The following is an 18,892-nucleotide window of genomic DNA, read 5'->3' as shown; positions in this document are numbered from 1 at the left end:
GCTTCCATGGACATGATTTCACCCTGGATGAACGAGGAACTGGCCGCCTTCCGCGACAGCGTGCGCCGCTTCGTGGCCGGCGAGATCGCGCCGCACCAGGATGCCTGGCGCGAGCAGCAGCACGTCGACCGCGCGCTGTGGCGCAAGGCGGGGGAGCTGGGCCTGCTGCTGGCCGACATTCCCGAGGAATACGGCGGCAGCGGCGGCAATTTCGCCCACATGGCGGTGGTGTTCGAGGAGCTGGCCTATGGCGGCGACACCGCCTTCGGCATCCACGTGCACGCCATCGTCGCGCACTACCTGCTGAACCAGGGCACCGAGGAGCAGAAACGCCGCTACCTGCCGCGCCTGGCCAGCGGCGAGATGATCGCCGCGATCGCGATGACCGAGCCGGGCGCCGGCTCGGACCTGAAGGGCATCCGCACCACGGCGCGCCGGACGGATGAGGGCTACCGCGTCAGCGGTTCCAAGACCTTCATCTCGAACGGCTACCTGGCCGACCTGGTGCTGGTGGTCGCCAAGACCGACCCCGCGGCCGGGGCCAGGGGCGTCTCGCTGCTGCTGCTGGAAACCAGGGACAATCCGGGCTTTCGCGTCGGCCGCATCCTCGAGAAGGTGGGGCAGAAGGGACAGGACACCTGCGAACTGTTCTTCGAGGACGCCCACGTGCCGCTGTCGAACGTGCTGGGCGGCGAGGAAGGACGCGGTTTCTTCCAGTTGATGACGGAGCTGCCGTACGAGCGCACCATCCTCGGCGTCTGCGGCGTGGCCTCGATCGAGCGCGCGCTGCAGCTGACCGTGGAGCACACGCGCGAGCGCAAGGCCTTCGGACAGGCCCTGATCGAGATGCAGAACACGCGTTTCGTGCTGGCCGAGATCAAGACCGAGGCCACGGTGGCGCGCGTGTTCATCGACCGCTGCGTCGAGGACATGCTGGCGGGGCGCATGGACACCGTGCAGGCCTCGATGGCCAAGTACTGGATCTCGGACCTGCAGTGCAAGGTGGTCGACCAGTGCGTGCAGCTGTTCGGCGGCTACGGCTACATGCTGGAGTATCCGATCGCGCAGATGTACGTGGACGCGCGGGTGCAGCGCATCTATGGCGGCGCCAACGAGATCATGAAAGAGATCATCGCGCGCTCGCTCTAGCGCGATGCCGGAAAGGAGTCGGACATGACGGGACCGCTGGCGGGAGTGCGGGTGATCGAGATGGTCGGCATCGGGCCGTGCCCGTTCGCGGCCATGATGCTGGCCGACATGGGCGCGGACGTCATCCGCATCGACCGCAAGACGGCGCCGGGAGCGGACAATCCGTACCCGATGCTGGGCACCAGGTACGACGTGCTGGCGCGCGGCCGGCGCACCCTGGCGCTGGACTTGAAGCAGCCGGCCGGGCGGGAAACCGTGCTGCGGCTGGCCGAGCGGGCCGACGTGCTGCTGGAAGGCTTCCGTCCCGGCGTCATGGAGCGCCTCGGGCTGGGGCCGGAGGCGCTGATGGCGCGCAATCCGCGCCTGGTGATGGGCCGCGTCACCGGCTGGGGCCAGGACGGACCGCTGGCCCGTGCGGCGGGGCACGACATCAACTACGTGGCGCTGTCCGGCATGCTGCACGCGATGGGCCGGAAGGATGCGCCGCCCAGCCCGCCCCTGAACCTGGTGGGCGACTTCGGCGGCGGCGGGATGCTGCTGGCCTTCGGCGTGCTGTGCGCGGTGCTGGAAGCGCGCGGCTCCGGCAAGGGCCAGGTGGTGGACGCCGCCATGACCGACGGCGCGGCCCTGCTGGGAGCAATGATGTACGGCCTGCGCGCGCACGGCACCTGGAACGACCGGCGCGAAGCCAACCTGCTCGACGGCGGGGCGCCGTTCTACGATACCTACGCCTGCGCGGACGGAAAATTCGTCGCGCTCGGGGCCATCGAGCCGCAGTTCTACGCGCGCCTGCTGGAACTGGGCGGGGCGGAGGAAGCGGCCCTGCCCAGGCAGTGGAACCGGAAGCAGTGGCCGGAACTGAAGGCGCAGTTGGCCGGCCTGTTCGCCAGCCGCACGCGCGACGAATGGTGCCGCCTGCTCGAAGGCAGCGACGCCTGCTTCGCGCCGGTGCTGGACATGGCGGAGGCGCCCCTGCACCCGCACAACGCCGCGCGCGCCACCTTCGTCGAGGTCGACGGCGTGACCCAGCCGGCGCCGGCGCCGCGCTTCAGCCGCACCCCGGCGGCCACGCCGCGGCCGGCCGCAGCCGATGACGGCGCCGCCATCCTGGCCGACTGGGGCTTCGAGGCGGATGCAATCGGAACGCTCCAGGCGCAGGAAGTCATATAGCATAGGTGGCGTCATCTCATCAGCAGGAGGCGCCGCCGCATGAACAAGCAGAACGAACTGCGCCAGTCGAAGCTGCTCGCCCTTGCGTTCTTCGTGGGCGCGGCCTCGCTGTTCGTGCTGACCCTGGTGCTGGAGCAGAACTGGTGGACCGGCCTGCTGCGGGCCTTTTCCGAGGCCGCCATGGTAGGTGCGCTGGCCGACTGGTTCGCCGTGGTGGCGCTGTTCAAGCTGGTGCCGATTCCCATCGTCTCGCGCCATACCGCGATCATTCCGAACAACAAGGAAAAAATCGCCGACAACCTCGCCTTGTTTGTGCGCGAGAAATTTCTCGATACCGAATCCATCGTCGGCCTGATCCGGCGCCACGACCCGGTGCAGAAGGTGGCCGACTGGCTGGTGAAGCCGGCCAACACCGAGCTGCTGGGCGGGCACCTGGTGCGGGCCTCGGCGTGGATCATCGATTTCATCGAGGACGAGGCGGTGCAGAACTTCATCAGCCGCGCGGTGCACTCGATGGTGCGCAGCGTCGACCTGTCGAAGTCGGCCGGGACCATCCTGGAGAGCCTGACGCGCGAGGGGCGGCACCAGGAACTGCTCAACGAAGGCATCCACCAGCTGGCGAAGCTGCTCGACAACGCCGAGACCCAGTCCACCATCGCCCAGGGCATCGTCGACTGGCTGAAGGAGGATTACGCCTTCATCGAGCGCATGCTGCCGTCCGAGCTGATCGGACGCAAGGGCGCCGACCTGGCGGTGCGGCTGGCGGCGGGCATCCTGAACAAGGTGGCGACCGACCCCGCGCATCCGCTGCGCGCCCGCTTCGACGATTTCGTGGCGGAGTTCATCGAGCGGCTGAAGGGCGACCCCAGCTTCCTCGACAAGGCCGAGGACATCAAGCGCTACCTGCTCGAGGACGAAACCCTGAACAGCTACCTGAAATCGCTGTGGGACGACCTCAAGGACTGGCTCAGGCGCGACCTGCACAGCGAGCACTCCACGCTGCGCCAGCGCATCATCGCGATGGGCGCCTGGGTCGGCCGGGTGCTGTCCGAGGACCCGAAGCTGCGCGCCTCGCTGAGCGAGAACCTGGAATCGGCCGCGCGCGGCGCGGCGCCGGAGTTCGCGGGCTTCCTGACGCGGCACATCGCCGACACGGTGAAGAACTGGGATGATGACGAGATGTCCGAGCAGATCGAGCTCAACATCGGCAAGGACCTGCAATACATCCGCATCAACGGCACCATCGTGGGCGGCATGATCGGCGTGACCCTGTACCTGCTGTCGCAGCTGCCCGCGCTGCTGGGCGGGGCCGGCGCTTGAACAGCTGGCGTATCATGCAAGGACCGACACTCTGGAGAGCACCATGCAACAGCTTGCATTGAATGCCTGGCTGGCCGCCCATCCCGATGTCGAACCGATTCCGGGGCGCGACCTGTTCGTGGTGGCGCGCTACATGGTGCCGCTGGATGCGACCCTGGCCCAGGGCTGCCTGGTGGCGGCCGGCGTGCCCGCCGTACTGGCCGACGCTCACCTGATGCAGACCGACCTGCTGCTGGCGCCGGCGCTGGGCGGGGTGCGGCTGCTGGTGGAAACGGAGCACCTGCAGCAGGCGCACGCGGTGCTGGCGGCGCTGGCGCGCGGCGACTATGCGCTCGACGAGCACGCACCCGGCGAATACTGGGCGTAAGGCTGAGTAGATCATCCTCTTGCGTGGGATAGCGCACGAAATGGCGAGGACGACAGGGGTAGCCTGCGCTTTATCGGGCCGGCAATGTTGCTGGCCGTCCCTTGTATGAAAGGAGATCATCATGCCGCAAGGTGATAAATCGTCGTACACCGACAAGCAGAAGCGCCAGGCCAAGCACATCGAGCAAGGCTACGAGAAACGCGGCGTGCCGGAGAAGGAAGCCAAGCGCCGCGCCTGGGCCACCGAGAACAAGGTGTCGGGCGGCGGCAAGAAGCACTGACCGGCCATCGATCCGGAACGGCCCAGCTCGCGTGAGCTGGGCCGTTGTCTTTTGGCTGATGCTTCTTCGCTATTGGCGTCTGCCAAAAAAAGCATAGTATGCGCTTAGCGAGCTCTTAACTTCGTGTGAGGGAATGATGGATGCCGACTCAAGCGCAGGCGCAGGCGATGTTGCTCGACAATGTGAAGTCTGGAATCAAAAGCTCTTCGATACCAATCCTTTGCCGATGATCGTCTACGATCCAGGTTCCCTGAAGATTCTCAAGGTCAACGACTCTGCCGTGCAGGTGTATGGCTACCCCGCGTCCGAGTGGCTGGGCATGTCTGTCATGGACCTCTACCTGGCGGAGGACAGGGACGCCGCCGCCAGCGGGCTGGGCGAGGCGCGCGATGGGGATTTCCATCACGCGGGCAATTGGCGGCAGCTGAGCAAGGACCGGATACAGCTGGACGTCGAGGTGTTCCAGTGCCAGATTCCCTTCGATGGCAAGGAGGCGGCGCTGGCCTTGTTCCAGGACGTGACGGAACTGCGGCGCGCCGAGCGGGATATCAGCCAGACCCAGAGGATCGCCAAGCTCGGCAGCTGGGTCATGACTCCCCCTGAAAACAGCCTGCGCTGGTCCGACCAGGAATTCCGCAATTTCGGCCTGGAACCGCAGTCCGCGGCGCCCACCTATGAAGAATTCATGCACCTGGTGCATCCCGAAGATCGCCAGACGGTGTCGGAGCATGTGGCGCAAGCCCTGTCCGACGGCAAGCTCGAAAATTGCGCCCATCGGGTCGTATGGCCTGATGGCAGCACCCATGTCATCCAGGCCCAAGGCGCGGTGGTGCTGGACCGGAGCGGACGCCGGCAATTCATCGGCACCTGCCTCGATGTGACCGAACAGAAGCTGGTCGAAGAGCAGTTGTTGCAGACCAAGGCAGACCTGACCAAGGCCCAGGAAATTGCCAAGTGCGGCACCTGGACCCTGGATGTCGCGAACGATCGCTGCATGACGACGTCCGCGGAAACCCTGCAGTTGTTCGGGCTCCCGTCCGGGGCCGCGGAAATCAGCTCGGCCACGCTGTTCGAGCGCGTCCACCCCGACGACCATGACCTCATCCGGCAGGCGCGCGCCAGGGCATTTGCCGATCCCGAAGGGCGCTATGACGTCGAGTACCGGGTGCTGCGTCCCACGGACGGCCAGGAGTTGATCGTGCACTCGATGGGCCAGGCGAGCTTCGACGCCGAAGGGAAGCCGGTGCGCATGGTGGGCATCGCGCAGGATGTCACCGAGAAACGGCAGGCGGAAGAACGGATACGGCGCCTTGCATTCCATGACGAGGTGACGGGCTTGCCGAATCGTTCCCTGCTGCGGCAGGAACTCGAGGCCCGGCTCGGCGTTGCCCCTGCGGTATGCCAGCCGCTGGCCTTGCTCCTGGTGAGCATGAGCCGGCTGCGCGACATTAACTTCACGCTGGGGCACGCGAATGGCGACATCCTGTTGAAGGAAGTCGGCATGCGCATCCGCCAGGCAGTGAAACCGAAAGACCTGGTGGCGCGCACCGGCACCGCGCAATTCGCGATCATGCTGCCCGATGCCACCGCATCCGATGCGGCCGCCAGGATCCGGAATCTCGTGGCGGTGCTGGAAGAGCCGTTTTCGATTGCCGATATCAGCTACGGACTGGGCGCCCACATCGGCATCGCGCTGGCGCCCGGGCATGGCACCGACCCGGATACCATCCTGCGCAAGGCGGACGTGGCGCTCTACGAGGCCAGGCAATCGGGACAGGTCTACGCCTTCTACGAGCCGGCGCTGGATCCCTACAATCCGCAGCGACTCGCCCTGATGGGAGAATTCCGGCATGCGATCAGCGCCGGCCAGCTGGAGCTGTATTGCCAGCCGAAGGCGAATATCCGCTCGGGGGAGATCATCGGCGCCGAAGCGCTGGTGCGGTGGCAGCATCCCAAATACGGACTGATCGGCCCCGACCGCTTCATTCCCCTGATCGAACCGACGGAAATGATCCATCCCTTGACGGACTTCATGCTGCAGGCCGCTGCCAAGCAATTCTATGCATGGCAGCGGCAAGGCTTCCATATCCCGCTGGCGGTCAATCTGTCGGCACGCGACCTGAACGAACCGGATCTGGCGTCCAACCTGAAATACCTGCTCCTTACCTGGGGCGTGGAAGCGGCATGGCTGGGGCTGGAGATCACCGAGAGCAGCCTGATGGTCGACCCGGCCGCATCGATCGAGGAACTCCACCGCTTGAGCAAGATGGGATTCCGCCTGTTCGTGGACGACTTTGGAACCGGCTACTCGTCGCTGAACTACCTGACGAAACTGCCGATCAACGTCATCAAGATCGACCACGGCTTCACGATGCACATGATCGACGACAAGGGTGCGGAGGTGATCGTCAAGTCCACCATCGACCTGGCGCACAATCTCGGCATGACGGTGATTGCGGAAGGGACGGCCAACCGGGAGATATGGGATGCGCTGGCAAAGCTCGGCTGCGATGAGGCGCAGGGCGAATTCATTGCCCATCCCTTGCCGGCGCAGGAGTTCATATCCCAGCTGCAGGCGGCGAATTTTCATTTTGCCAGCAGGCCGGAGGGGCGGGCGCACTAGGGGCGCGTGGGATCGAGGGGTGATCGTGCGGGCGCCGAAAACAAACAAGCCGCCGCCCTTGCGGGACGGCGGCTTGCGCATGTGGTGGTGATAGGTGGACTTGAACCACCGACCCCAGCATTATGAGTGCTGTGCTCTAACCAGCTGAGCTATATCACCAGAACAGGGAAAGCAAAATGGCTTGACTCGCATGAGCCAAGCCATTCGCTCGAAATCTTTGGTGGTGATAGGTGGACTTGAACCACCGACCCCAGCATTATGAGTGCTGTGCTCTAACCAGCTGAGCTATATCACCGCAACGGCAGGCATTATCCCGGCTGCCTTCTTCCCTGTCAAGGCTGGAACTGTCCGCACCACAAAAAAGTGCAGCTTCTAGGGGAAACGACAATATTACCCGAAAATCAGGGAAGCAGGAGTTCGACTTCGAGCTTGGCGCTGCCGCGCTTGGCGTAGCCCAGGCGCATTGCCGCCGCGTAGGACAAGTCGATGATGCGATCGTGCAGGAAGGGGCCGCGGTCGTTCAGGCGCACCACCACGCTCTTGCCGTTCTCGAGGTTGGTCACGCGCGCGTAGGACGGCAGCGGCAGGATCGGGTGGGCCGCGGTCAGCTGCAGCATGTCGTAGGGCTCGCCGATCGAGCCCTTCTTGCCGTGGTAGCGGGTGCCGTACCACGAACCCAGGCCGCGCTGCCTGAACGGCTCCAGCCTGGTCATCGGCATGTATTTCCTGCCCAGCACTTCGTAGGGACGGGCCGCGCCCTTGTGCAGGGGCTCGCGCCTGGGCACCGGTTCCGGCAGGGTGTCGACCATTTCCTGGGTAATACCCTTCATCGGGCCGTCGTCCAGGTAGTACTTCGAGGACTTGTTGACGGGCGTGCTCGAACAGGCGGCGAGGAGGGCGGCCATGGCCGCGACGCAGGAATAGCGGAGGAAGGGAGTCGTCATGCCGGGTTCGGGCGGCATGCCTGCCACCGTCTTGCTGTGCTGTCTATGTGTCGGCAGGTTACCACAGGCAACATTCGATTGGAAAAGCCTGTGGCGCGAGCCCCACGTTCGCGGGGATGTCCCTGTCACTTGTCCAGCTCGGACAGGCGGCGCAGCAAGGCTCCGGTCGGGTCCGCGCCGAGGCAGTCGATGACGATCCGGTCCGGCATCGCGCGCAGCCAGGTGACCTGGCGCTTGGCCAGCTGGCGGGTGGCGATGATGCCCGTCTCGCGCAGGCCCGCGCGGTCGATCCGGCCGTCCAGGTATTCCCATGCCTGGCGGTAGCCGACGCAGCGCATCGACGGCAGCGAGGGCGTCAGGTCGCCACGGGCGCGCAGGCGCGCCACTTCGGCCACCAGGCCCTGGTCGTCGCGCTCGCCCAGCATCTGGTCGAAACGCAGCGCGATGCGCTGGTGCAGCACGCTGCGCTCCGAGGGCTCCAGCGCGAACGAGACCAGCTCGAACGGCAGCTCGGGCTTGGCGCGGCGCGCCAGCAGTTCCGACATCGGCTTGCCGGACAGTTCGATGATCTCCAGCGCGCGGTTGATGCGCTGGGCGTCGTTCGGCGCCAGCCGGTCGGCCGTCACCGGATCCAGCTCGCGCAGCTTCGCGTGCATGCCGGGCCAGCCGATGCGCGCCGCCTCCGCCTCGATCGCGACGCGCAGCGCGGGGTCGGCGGTCGGCAGGTCGTCCAGGCCGTCGGTCAGGCCCTTGAAATACATCATGGTGCCGCCGACCAGCAAAGGCAGGCGGCCGCGCGCGCTGATCTCGCCCACCAGCCGGATTGTATCGTCGCGGAACTGGGCGACCGAATAGGCCTCGGTCGGTTCGATGATGTCGATCAGGTGGTGCGGCGCGCTCGCCAGTTCCTCGGCGCTGGGCTTGGCGGTGCCGATGTCCATGCCGCGGTAGACCAGGGCCGAGTCGACCGAGATGATCTCGACCGGACGCTTGCGCGCGATCGCCAGCGCCGCCGCGGTCTTGCCGGACGCGGTCGGGCCCATGATGGCCACCGCCAGTGGCTTCTTCACATTCGTATCCGCCATCATTGACCGCGCAGGAACAGTTTGTCGAGGGCCGAGATCTCGAGCTGCACCCAGGTCGGGCGCCCGTGGTTGCACTGGTCGGCGCGCTCGGTGCTCTCCATCTGGCGCAGCAGCGCGTTCATCTCGGGCACGCTCAGGATGCGGTTGGCGCGCACCGCCGTGTGGCAGGCGAGGGTGCCCAGCAGTTCGTTGCGGCGCTCGATCAGTACGCGCGAGCCGCCGAATTCGCGCACGTCGCGCAGCACGTCGCGCGCCAGGGTCTGGGCATCGGCGTTCTTCAGCAGGGTCGGCACGGTGCGCACCGCCACCGTGGTCGGCGACAGCGCGGCGATGTCGAAGCCGAGCGCCTTGAGCGTGTCCTGGTGGTCGGTGGCGGTCGCCACCTCGATGGCGTCGGCGTAGAAGGTCACCGGGATCAGCAGCGACTGCACCTGCATCTCCTGGCCCTGGACCTGGGCGTCGAGCGCGTTCTTCAGCTGCTCGTACAGGATGCGCTCGTGGGCCGCGTGCATGTCGACCAGCACCAGGCCCTTGGTGTTCTGGGCCAGGATGTAGATGCCGTGCAACTGGGCCAGCGCGAAGCCGAGCGGGAAGTCGTCGTTCGACAGCGGGCGGTCGGACGCCGCCAGCGGCACCGCGGCGGCGGCCGACGGCGCCGGTGCGGCGGCCTGGTCGGACCCGCCGCTTGCGAACAGCGCGCCGTAGGCCGCGGTGCGCTGGGCCACGCCGCCCTGCTGCGGATCGTCCCAGCGGCTGCCCGGCGCGAACGGAGAAGGCGAGAAACTCGGCGCCAGCTGGGCGCCGAACGAGGTCTGCTCGTGCGGGCGCGGCTGCCATGCCGGGGCGCCGCTGGGCCGTACTTCGGCGGCCGTGATCGGCGCCGGCACGCTGCCGTGGGCGGTGGCCGAGGTCTGGGCCAGCGCGCGCTGCACCGCGTGGAACACGAACTGGTGCACCGCGCGGCTGTCGCGGAAGCGCACCTCGATCTTGGACGGGTGGACGTTGACGTCGACCAGGGCCGGGTCGAGGTCCAGCGACAGCACATAGGACGGGAAGCGGTCCCCGTGCAGCACGTCCTGGTAGGCGGCGCGCACCGCGTGCACCAGCAGCTTGTCGCGCACGAAGCGTCCGTTCACGTAGAAGAACTGGCCGTCGGCGCGCGCCTTCGAGGCGGTCGGCAGGCCGACGTAGCCGTGCAGGCGCAAGGGGCCGGCCGCCTGGTCCAGCTCCAGGCGCGCCTCGGCGAAGTCGGTGCCGAGGATCTGGGCGCTGCGGCGCGCCGCCTCGCTGACGTTCCAGTGGTCGATGGTGCGGCCGTTGTGCGTCAGGCTGAACGAGACGTCCGGGCGCGCCAGCGCGATGCGGCGCACGACTTCGGCGCAATGGCCGTATTCGGTCTGCTCGGATTTCAGGAACTTGCGGCGCGCGGGCGTGTTGAAGTACAGGTCCTGGACGTCGATCGTGGTGCCGAACGCGCCGCTGGACGGCGCGACGGCGCCAAGGTGCGAGCCGACGATCTCGTAGGCGTGCGGCGAACCGGGCGTGCGCGAGGTGATGCGCACCGCCGCCACCGAGGCGATCGAGGCCAGCGCCTCGCCACGGAAGCCGAGGGTGGAGACGTTCTCGAGGTCGGTCAGGGAAGCGATCTTCGAGGTCGCGTGGCGCGACAGCGCCAGCGGCAGCTCTTCCGGTGGGATGCCGCGGCCATTGTCGGTGATGGCGATGCGCTTGACGCCGCCTTCCTCGAGGCGCACGGTGATCTGGGTCGACCCGGCGTCGAGCGCGTTCTCCAGCAGTTCCTTGACGACGGCCGAGGGCCGCTCGACCACTTCGCCTGCGGCGATCTGCGAGATGAGCTGGTCAGGGAGCTGCTGGATGGGACGGTAGGTGGGGACGGGCGCGTTCATCCTTCGGATTATATCCCGTCGCCATGCGGCGGACCGGACGTCTTATTTCTGTTCGCGCACCGGAATCGGGGCGTTGCACAGGTCGATGCGGCCGGCCGCGACCTTGGTCCACGGGCCGCCGCGGTTGCGCTGCGCCTCGATCACGGCCTGGTAGGAAGCGCTGTCGGTGCGCATCACCTCGAACTTGCTGCGCTCGGCTTCCGGCAGGTCGGCCGCCAGGCGCACGCTGGCGATCGGGGTGCGCTGCTCGGCCTTCTCGTAGAAGCCCGAGGCGCCGGTGCCGCGCGGCATCACGGTGAGCAGGGGCATGCCCGAGACGACGCGGCCGACGACGGTGATGTTGCGGTCCAGGTGGCGCGGGGCGTGGCCGATCACGGTGTACAGCTGGGAACCGTTGCCGGTGTCGGCATCGTTGTCGCGCGCCACGCCGACCATGCCATAGCAGTGCGGCAGCCAGGTTTCGCCCTTGGCCGGGTCGCGCGCGGCCGGGAAGCCGTTCGCGTGGCCGACCTGGGGCGCATAGACGTCGCGGTCGGCCAGGCGGGTGAAGGCGCCGGTCCCCTTGACCGGCACGGTGAACTCGGCCTTGACGGTCTGCTGCGCCTTGAACGGCCGTGGTTTTTCCTCGTCCGGGTCGCCCCACTGGACCACGAAGCCATCCTGGGCGCGGATGATCGCCAGGCCGTCGAAGTAGCGCTCGCGCACCAGGGCGCGGATGTTGGCGGCCGTGCTGGGCGCGAAGGCCGGGGCCAGTTCGATGATCACGCGTCCCGCGGGGAGTTCCATGTAGAGCGTGTTGTCGGGATCCAGCGGACGCCATTCGGACGGCTTGGACGCCTTGACCACGTCCGCCACCGAAGGCTTGGGCGGCAATTCCTTCGCGGTCCTGGCCTGCGCGCCGCCGGCGGCCAGCAGGGCGAGCAGGGCCGTGCCCAGGGTGGAACGAAGCATGGTCGACGTCATCAACTGCATCCTGTCTTCTCCTCGGTGCGGCCGGGCCGCCTTGTTGTGATGGTGGAGGGGATTGTAAACTGGAATCTAGTCGATTTGGAAACATCCGTGAACAAGAAAAAATAGTGCGCTGCGACGGACGCCCCCTGTCATTGGCGATGAGTGACTGATGGTATGATGCGGCGCACCCTCTTAGGAATAATATGGATCTGATGCAATTCGTCGACATGATTCTGCATGTCGACAAGACGCTGGGTACGCTGCTCGCCCAGTACGGTATGTACGTCTACATCGTGCTGTTTGCGATCATATTCTGTGAAACCGGCCTCGTGGTCCTGTTTTTCTTCCCTGGAGACACCCTGCTGTTCATCGCCGGCGCATTCTGCGCCACCGGCCAGATGAGCTATCCGCTGCTGATGACGCTGCTCATCATGGCGGCGGTCACGGGCAATACCCTGAATTACTTCATCGGCGAGGCGGTGGGGCACCGGATGTTTACCCACAACTACCGGTGGCTCAACAAGGATGCCTTGCACCGCACCCACAATTTCTTCGAGAAGCATGGCGGCAAGACCATCATCCTGGCGCGCTTCGTGCCGGTGGTACGCACCTTCGCGCCCTTCGTGGCCGGCGTGTCGGACATGACGCATGCCCGCTTCCAGCTCTTCAACGTGACGGGCGCGGTGCTGTGGGTGGCCAGCCTCGTCACCGGCGGCTACTTGTTCGGCAACATACAGATCGTCCGCGAGCACCTCACCGAGATCGTGCTGGTGGGCGTGAGCGCGGCGATGGGGCCGCTGGCCCTTGCCGGCCTGTACAAATTTGGCCGCCGCATGCTGGCGCGCTGATTGCCATCCTGGCCAGCCACGCACATTCTCGCGCCGTGCTTGCCGCGGCGCACTCAAGTTTACCCGCGCCGGGGCCGATAAGCATGGGGTAAGCCCACTATCTGGAACCCCATGCGTAACCTGATCGCACTGCTCGCCCTCAGCCTGGTCACTACGGCGGCAAGTGCAAGCGAAGCCCCTTCCAAGACCAGCAAGCCGGCGCCCGAGGAAGCCACCACGGCGCCCGCCAGGCCGTCGATCAAGCCGAACCTGAAGGCTGCCGCGAGCTCGCCTGCCGCCGCCCAGAGGGCCGAGGAAGAGGCCGAGATCGACCTGTCGGTGCGCATCGCCGAGAAGCTGGCCGAATTGCGCGCCAAGCAGGCGGCGCGCGCCGAAGCCGCCGCCCGCGCCCGCAAGGCCGCCGAAGCCAGGCGCCGCAAGGAAGCCGCCGTCGTCGCCGCCGTCGCCGCGGCGCCGAAGAACGGCACCCACTGGACCTATGAGGGCGAATTCGGCCCGGCCAACTGGGCGAATATCAATTCGTCATGGAACAAGTGCTCGACCGGCAACCGCCAGTCGCCGATCGACCTGCGCGACGGCATGAAGGTCGACCTGGAGCAGATCGCCTTCGACTACCATCCGAGTTCGTTCAACGAGGTCGACAACGGCCACACCATCCAGGTGACCGTCGCTGGCGGCAATTTCATCACGGTCGGGAATACGACCTACGAGCTGCAGCAGTTCCACTTCCACCGTCCCTCGGAAGAGCGCATCAACGGCAAGGGCACGGAGATGGTGGTGCACATGGTGCACAAGAGCTATGACGGCAAGCTGGCGGTGCTGGCGGTGCTGCTCGAGCGCGGCAAGGCCAATCCGATGATCCAGACCGTGTGGAACAACCTGCCGCTGGAGAAGCACCAGACGGTGGCGCCGGCGATCGTGCTGGACGTGAACGAGATCCTGCCGGAGCGGCGCGACTACTTCACCTATATGGGCTCGCTGACCGAGCCGCCGTGCACCGAGGATGTGCTGTGGATCGTGATGAAGCAGCCGATGCAGGCGTCGCCGCAGCAGATGGCCCTGTTCTCGCGCCTGTATCCGCTGAATGCGCGGCCGGTGCAGGCCAGTAATGGGCGGATGATCAAGGAGTCGAACTAGGAACGAGAAAAGCCCGGCGTGCCGGGCTTTCCTGTTTGCGCAGTGCGTGCCGCGGGATCAGGCGATACGGTAGCGGCCTTCCCACACCGCGCCCGGCGCCAGCGTGTGCGGGTCGAGCAGGGCCGGCTCGATGCACACGAACCGCCTGTACTCCCCGTCGTCCATATCCGCCAGCGCCGCCGCGTCAAGCGCCCCCGGATTCCACACGACGGCGTCCGTGAAGCCTTCCTGCTCGAAGCGCACCGTGCGCTCGCCGGTCGCCAGCGTCACGGCGCCTTTGACCCGCTGGTACACCTTGTCCAGCTTGTCCTCGATCGACAGCGTTCCCGTCTCGACCCCATCGATGCGCACCTGCGCCAGTTCCGGCACCAGGTGATAGGTATGCAGCGCCGCCGCGAACGGGAAGGACTCCGCGCCCGTGTTGCGCACCGCGAGCGCCATCTCCAGCTGGTTGCCGCGCACCGTCACGCGCAGCGCCAGCGCGAAGCGGTGGGGCCACGCGGCCGCCAGCTTTTCGGGCAGATCCGATTGGTCCAGGCCGAACACCGCCCACGCCGCATCGCCGTCGACGCCGCTGTCTTCCAGCCGCCAGGTGCTCACCCGCGCGAAGCCGTGGCGCATGCCCGCGCCGCGTTCGGCGAACTGGGGAAAGATCACCGGCACGCCGCCGCGGATCGCGCGGCTGCCGTCCAGGCTCGATTTCGCGCTGCAGAACATGCGCTCGCGGCCTTGCGCGTCCTTCCACGACACCAGGTGGGCGCCGTACAGGGTGACGACGGCTTCGGCGCCGCCTGGCGCCTTGACGCGGATCGCGGGCAGTTGCCCGAAGGTGGTCTGTTCCATGTTCAGGTCTGGCGGCTCTTGGCCATCGGTGGATTGTCGGCGAAGTAGCGCCGGATGCCCTTGGTGATCGCGTCGGCCAGCTTGTCCTGGTAGCCGTTGTCGTTCAGCTTCGCTTCCTCGTCCGGATTCGAGATGAAGGCCGTCTCCACCAGGATCGAGGGAATGTCCGGCGCCTTCAGCACCGCGAAGCCGGCCTGCTCGACCGCCGCCTTGTGCAGGCGGTTGATGCCGCCGATCTCGCCCAGCACGGCCTTGCCGAGCTTGAGGCTGTCGCTGATCTGGGCCGTGGTCGACAGGTCGAACAGCACGCTGGCGAGCTGCTTGTCGGCGGTCGCATAGTTGGCGCCGCCGATCAGGTCGGCCTTGTTCTGGTCGTTCGCCAGCCAGCGCGCCGCGCTCGAGCTGGCGCCTTTTTCCGACAGCACGAACACCGAGGAGCCGCGCGCGGTCGGCGATACCCAGGCGTCCGCGTGGATCGACACGAACAGGTCGGCCTGCACCTGGCGCGCCTTCTGCACGCGGGTACCGAGCGGCACGAAGTAGTCGCCGTCGCGGGTCAGCATCACGCGCGTGTTCGGCATCTGTTCCAGCCTGGTCTTGAGGCGCTTGGCCACCGACAGCACGATGTCCTTCTCGCGGCTGCCCTTGGCGCCGATCGCGCCCGGGTCCTCGCCGCCGTGTCCCGGATCGAGCGCGATCGTCACCATGCGCGCGATCTTCTGGCCCGGCGCCTTGATCGGGCCCTTGGCCGGCGGCGGCGGCGGCGGCGCCGGCGTGGCGCCGTTCAGTCCCGACATCGCCGATTCGAGCCTGGCGATCGGGTCCTGCGCCGCACCCGGCTGGCCCGGCGGCGTGGTGACCACGGGCGCCGCCGGCACCTGCACGGGCGGCGCGCCCGCCACCGGATCGCCCAGCACCGGCACGTCGGGCGCCACCGGGACCGGCGCGTCGCTCCATTCGCCTTTCTGGATCATCGCCGCGATCGGGTCGGCCGGCTTGACCGGATACAGGTCGAAGATCAGGCGGTGCTGGTAGCCGGCCACCGGGGCCAGGGTGAACACCTGCGGCTTGATCTCTTCCTTGAGGTCGAACACCAGGCGCACCACGTTCGGCCGGTTCTGGCCCACGCGCACCTGCTTGATGTAGGGGTCGTTCGGTTCGACCTTGGCGACCAGGCTTTTCAGGGTGCTGTTCAGCGCCAGGCCCTCGATGTCGACCACCAGGCGCGGCGGATCGGGCACCAGGAAATGCTCGGTCTTGAGGTTGGTGTCGTTTTCCAGCGTCACCCGCGTGTAGTCGGGCGCGGGCCAGACCCGCACGGCGAGGATCTGCGCGGCGCGCGCGGACAGCGGGGACAGGACGGACAGCAGCAGCGTGCCGCCGGCCTTGAGCAGGATACGGCGGCGCGGCGACCCGGGAATCAGCGGGGCGGTACGAATGCGAGACGGTCGAGGCATAGCAGGCCCAAGTCGGACAACGGCTGCAATTCTACCTCACGGCCGGGGCCGCTGACATCGAGGCTTATCCGCACGTCGGGTGGGGGCAACACGGGATCGCCTTTTTCGGGCCACTCGACGATGCAGACATTCCTGCCGTCGAAGTCCTCGCGGAAGCCCGCATCCAGGAATTCCTCGGGGCTGGCCATGCGGTACAGGTCGTAGTGGATGATGTTGACAGGTTTGCCATCCAGCATCACACGATAAGGTTCGGACAAGGTATAGGTCGGACTCTTGACCGTGCCGGTGTAGCCGGCGGCGCGCAGCAGGGCGCGCGTGAGCGCGGTCTTGCCGGCGCCCAGGTCGCCGTGCAGGTAGATCACCAGGCCGGGCTGGAGCGCACGGGCCAGGGCCGCGCCGAGGGCGTCCGTTGCCGATTCGTCGGCCAGGTATGCTTTGAAAGGCTGCATCGAATAGAATGTCGTGTTTATGCGGTGTTGCTCCTCACCGCGTTTGTCTGTACCGCCCCGCCATGCCGAATTCCCCACCCGACCTGCAAGACCTGCCCGAACTCGCGCGCGCCATCAAGACATGGGGCGCGGAACTGGGTTTTGCCGACGTGCGCATCGCCGATGTCGACCTGGCGCATGCCGAAGCGGGCCTGCAGGCCTGGCTGGACGCGGGCTGCCATGGCGAGATGGATTATATGGCAAGCCATGGCATGAAGCGTGCCCGTCCCGCCGAACTGGTGCCGGGCACGGTGCGCGCGATCGTCGCGCGCATGGACTACCTGCCGTCCGGCCGCGATGGCGACTGGCGCGCGACTGAGGTGGCGCGCCAGCACGATCCGCAGGCGGCCGTGGTGTCGGTGTACGCACGCGGCCGCGACTACCACAAGGTCTTGCGCAACCGGCTGCAGCAGCTGGCGGAAAAGCTCAAGGACGCGGTGGGGCCCTACGGCTACCGCGTGTTCACCGATTCGGCGCCGGTGATGGAACTGCCGCTGGCGGAAAAAGCGGGCCTGGGCTGGCGCGGCAAGCACACCCTGCTGCTGTCGCGCGCGGCCGGCTCCACCTTCTTCATCGGCGAGATTTTAGTGGACCTGGCGCTGCCGGTCGATCCGCCCACCGGCGCGCATTGCGGCCAGTGCCAGGCCTGCATCGACGTCTGCCCGACCCAGGCCATCCTTGGCCCCGGCCGGCTCGATGCGCGGCGCTGCATTTCCTATCTCACCATCGAGCTCAAGGGCAGCATCCCGGAAGAGTTGCGGCCCCTGGTCGGCAACCGCATCTATGGCTGCGACGACTGCCAGCTGGCTTGCCCGTGGAACAAGTTCGCGCAGCGCGCGCGCCTGCCCGACTTCGACGAGCGCAATGGCCTCGGCGAGGCCGGCATGATCGCACTGTTCGCGTGGGAAGAGGAAGAATTCAACCGCCGGATGGAGGGCAGTCCGATCCGCCGCATCGGGCATGAGCGCTGGCTGCGCAACCTGGCGGTGGGACTGGGCAATGCGGCCGCGCAGCGCAAGGGCGACGCGGCCATCGTGGCGGCGCTGCGGGCCAGGGCCGGGCATCCATCGGAGCTGGTCCGCGAGCACGTGGCCTGGGCGCTGGCGCGCCACCTGGCCTGATCAGAGCTCGATGCGTTTCAGGCGCAAGGCCGACCAGTCGCCGTCGATCGAGATCATCGCCACGCCGGTGATGCCGTTTTCCTTGGCATAGGCGTTGATCGAATCGCGGTTGATGTCGGTGGCCTTGGAGGCGGTCTGCTTGAGATAGGCGATCCACAGGGATCCCTTGTCGCCCAGCTTTTCCTTTGCGATCGGCATGAATTGCTCGAGATCCTTGCGGTGCATGCAGAACATCAGGATCACGTCGAACGGGCCGTCGCCTTCCTTGACCAGCTCGGCAGGCATCTGCGAGGCCACACCGGGATTGACCTGGCCATTGAGGATGAGCATCGACTTGGCTGTCCTCAGGAACATTTTGTCTGCAACTGTCTTTTCGTTCATTGCTTTTCCTAAAGAGAGGTGCATCGCGGCGCGCGAGGCCGCGACGCGTTCTAGTCCATTTTACAAGGCTTCCTCGAAATTGCAGGGACGCTTGCTGTGCGCTACGGCGGGTGGGAGGGTTGGCTGGGCGCCTGGCGGAGTGCGCGGCTTGCAGGAATGGTTGCCGCTAATTGCTAGCAGGCATGCGCTTATTTCAACAAGCCCGCCAGCTCGACCGCCGTCTTGACCTGCATCTTGTCGAAGATATGCGCCCGGTGCACCTCGACCGTCCGCATGCTGATCCCCAGCTTGTCGGCCACGACCTTGTTCATCATGCCGGCCAGGATCAGGTCGAGCACTTCGCGCTCGCGCGCCGACAGCGTCGCCAGGCGCGCCTGCACCCCCGCCGATTCCGCCGCCTTGCGCGACGCGCACAAGGCCTCGTCGACCCGGTCCATCAGCATGTTGTCGTTGAACGGCTTCTCGAAGAAGTCGAAGGCGCCGCGCTTGAGGGAATCGACCGCCATCGGCACGTCGCCGTGGCCGGTCAGGAAGATCACGGGCAGGCGTGGCAGCAGGCCGCGCTGGATCAGCTGGTCGAACACCGCGATGCCGTTCATGCCGGGCATGCGCACGTCGAGCAGGATGCAGTCGCCGTCGGCATCGGGCGTTGCCACGGCATCGAGGAATTCCTGGCCGCTGGCGTAGCCGCGCGCCTGCAGGCCGCGCGACTGCGCCAGCCAGGCGAGTGCGTCGCGAATGACTTCTTCGTCGTCGACGATGTGCAGCATGTTTGTCTCCGTACTGGCGGAATCCGCTCCAACGGCGTTCCCGGCCTGTTC

Annotated in this window: 18 protein-coding genes and 2 tRNA genes; 9 read left to right on the top strand and 11 right to left on the bottom strand. The window is 66.7% G+C overall.

What is annotated here, in order from left to right:
* Positions 1-6: 6 nt before the first annotated feature.
* The 6 genes from H162_RS0121965 (at position 7) to H162_RS32845 (ending at position 6,909) form a co-directional block, all read left to right on the top strand.
* Positions 7-1,149, top strand: a complete 1,143-nt coding sequence (locus H162_RS0121965; RefSeq protein WP_169444550.1) for an acyl-CoA dehydrogenase family protein — start codon at positions 7-9, stop codon at positions 1,147-1,149.
* Between the two features lie 24 nt (positions 1,150-1,173).
* The gene (locus tag H162_RS0121960; protein WP_020655648.1) at positions 1,174-2,319 is read left to right on the top strand and encodes a CaiB/BaiF CoA transferase family protein; all 1,146 of its coding nucleotides are present in this window, start codon (positions 1,174-1,176) and stop codon (positions 2,317-2,319) included.
* Positions 2,320-2,358: 39 nt separating this feature from the next.
* Entirely contained in the window at positions 2,359-3,639 is a 1,281-nt protein-coding gene (locus H162_RS0121955; protein ID WP_020655647.1) for a DUF445 domain-containing protein, read from the top strand.
* Between the two features lie 43 nt (positions 3,640-3,682).
* Positions 3,683-4,006, top strand: coding sequence for a putative signal transducing protein (locus tag H162_RS0121950; protein WP_040787905.1), 324 nt, complete (start codon positions 3,683-3,685; stop codon positions 4,004-4,006).
* Positions 4,007-4,127: 121 nt separating this feature from the next.
* A complete protein-coding gene (locus H162_RS34800; RefSeq protein WP_020655645.1) occupies positions 4,128-4,286 on the top strand; it encodes a hypothetical protein in 159 nt (52 codons plus the stop codon).
* Between the two features lie 133 nt (positions 4,287-4,419).
* On the top strand, positions 4,420-6,909 hold the full coding sequence (locus tag H162_RS32845) for a sensor domain-containing protein (protein ID WP_084677093.1): 2,490 nt from the start codon (positions 4,420-4,422) through the stop codon (positions 6,907-6,909).
* An 82-nt stretch (positions 6,910-6,991) separates the two neighbouring features.
* On the opposite strand, the gene H162_RS0121935 is transcribed toward H162_RS32845, so the two are convergent.
* The 6 genes from H162_RS0121935 to H162_RS0121910 form a co-directional block, all read right to left on the bottom strand.
* A tRNA-Met gene (locus tag H162_RS0121935) sits at positions 6,992-7,068 on the bottom strand.
* Positions 7,069-7,127: 59 nt separating this feature from the next.
* A tRNA-Met gene (locus tag H162_RS0121930) sits at positions 7,128-7,204 on the bottom strand.
* A gap of 106 nt (positions 7,205-7,310) precedes the next feature.
* On the bottom strand, positions 7,311-7,853 hold the full coding sequence (locus tag H162_RS0121925) for a septal ring lytic transglycosylase RlpA family protein (protein ID WP_229452185.1): 543 nt from the start codon (positions 7,851-7,853) through the stop codon (positions 7,311-7,313).
* Positions 7,854-7,978: 125 nt separating this feature from the next.
* Entirely contained in the window at positions 7,979-8,941 is a 963-nt protein-coding gene (gene miaA / locus H162_RS0121920; protein ID WP_020655642.1) for a tRNA (adenosine(37)-N6)-dimethylallyltransferase MiaA, read from the bottom strand.
* Complete coding sequence (gene mutL, locus H162_RS0121915; protein WP_020655641.1) at positions 8,938-10,845, bottom strand: DNA mismatch repair endonuclease MutL; 1,908 nt, start codon at positions 10,843-10,845, stop codon at positions 8,938-8,940. The genes miaA and mutL overlap by 4 nt, the downstream gene beginning before the upstream one ends.
* Positions 10,846-10,887: 42 nt before the next feature.
* The gene (locus H162_RS0121910; protein WP_020655640.1) at positions 10,888-11,817 is read right to left on the bottom strand and encodes a peptidylprolyl isomerase; all 930 of its coding nucleotides are present in this window, start codon (positions 11,815-11,817) and stop codon (positions 10,888-10,890) included.
* Between the two features lie 182 nt (positions 11,818-11,999).
* Between H162_RS0121910 and H162_RS0121905 the strand changes: the two genes are divergently transcribed.
* Positions 12,000-12,644, top strand: coding sequence for a VTT domain-containing protein (locus H162_RS0121905; RefSeq protein WP_020655639.1), 645 nt, complete (start codon positions 12,000-12,002; stop codon positions 12,642-12,644).
* Positions 12,645-12,755: 111 nt separating this feature from the next.
* Complete coding sequence (locus H162_RS0121900; RefSeq protein ID WP_020655638.1) at positions 12,756-13,781, top strand: carbonic anhydrase; 1,026 nt, start codon at positions 12,756-12,758, stop codon at positions 13,779-13,781.
* Positions 13,782-13,838: 57 nt separating this feature from the next.
* Here H162_RS0121900 and H162_RS0121895 read toward each other — a convergent pair whose 3' ends face one another.
* The 3 genes from H162_RS0121895 to tsaE are packed head-to-tail and all read right to left on the bottom strand — an operon-like array spanning position 13,839 to position 16,530.
* Positions 13,839-14,624, bottom strand: coding sequence for a D-hexose-6-phosphate mutarotase (locus H162_RS0121895; protein ID WP_020655637.1), 786 nt, complete (start codon positions 14,622-14,624; stop codon positions 13,839-13,841).
* A 2-nt stretch (positions 14,625-14,626) separates the two neighbouring features.
* Entirely contained in the window at positions 14,627-16,081 is a 1,455-nt protein-coding gene (locus H162_RS0121890; protein WP_020655636.1) for an N-acetylmuramoyl-L-alanine amidase, read from the bottom strand.
* A complete protein-coding gene (gene tsaE / locus H162_RS0121885; RefSeq protein WP_020655635.1) occupies positions 16,045-16,530 on the bottom strand; it encodes a tRNA (adenosine(37)-N6)-threonylcarbamoyltransferase complex ATPase subunit type 1 TsaE in 486 nt (161 codons plus the stop codon). Before tsaE ends, H162_RS0121890 begins: the two co-directional genes overlap by 37 nt.
* A 62-nt stretch (positions 16,531-16,592) precedes the next feature.
* Here tsaE and queG point away from each other — a divergent pair, with 62 nt between their 5' ends.
* The gene (gene queG / locus H162_RS0121880; protein WP_020655634.1) at positions 16,593-17,690 is read left to right on the top strand and encodes a tRNA epoxyqueuosine(34) reductase QueG; all 1,098 of its coding nucleotides are present in this window, start codon (positions 16,593-16,595) and stop codon (positions 17,688-17,690) included.
* Here the strand turns inward: queG and H162_RS0121875 are convergent, their stop codons facing one another.
* Both H162_RS0121875 and H162_RS0121870 read right to left on the bottom strand, forming a co-directional pair.
* Positions 17,691-18,020 carry a DUF3052 family protein gene (locus H162_RS0121875; protein WP_229452184.1) on the bottom strand — a complete coding sequence of 110 codons (330 nt, stop codon included), beginning with the start codon at positions 18,018-18,020 and terminating at the stop codon, positions 17,691-17,693.
* A 239-nt stretch (positions 18,021-18,259) separates the two neighbouring features.
* On the bottom strand, positions 18,260-18,841 hold the full coding sequence (locus H162_RS0121870; protein WP_020655632.1) for a response regulator transcription factor: 582 nt from the start codon (positions 18,839-18,841) through the stop codon (positions 18,260-18,262).
* Positions 18,842-18,892 lie beyond the last annotated feature (51 nt).

The organism is Massilia niastensis DSM 21313, from assembly GCF_000382345.1.
Classification (GTDB): domain Bacteria; phylum Pseudomonadota; class Gammaproteobacteria; order Burkholderiales; family Burkholderiaceae_D; genus Telluria; species Telluria niastensis.
Note: the sequence above shows the minus strand (reverse complement) of the source record. Positions and strands in the feature narration are given on the sequence as shown.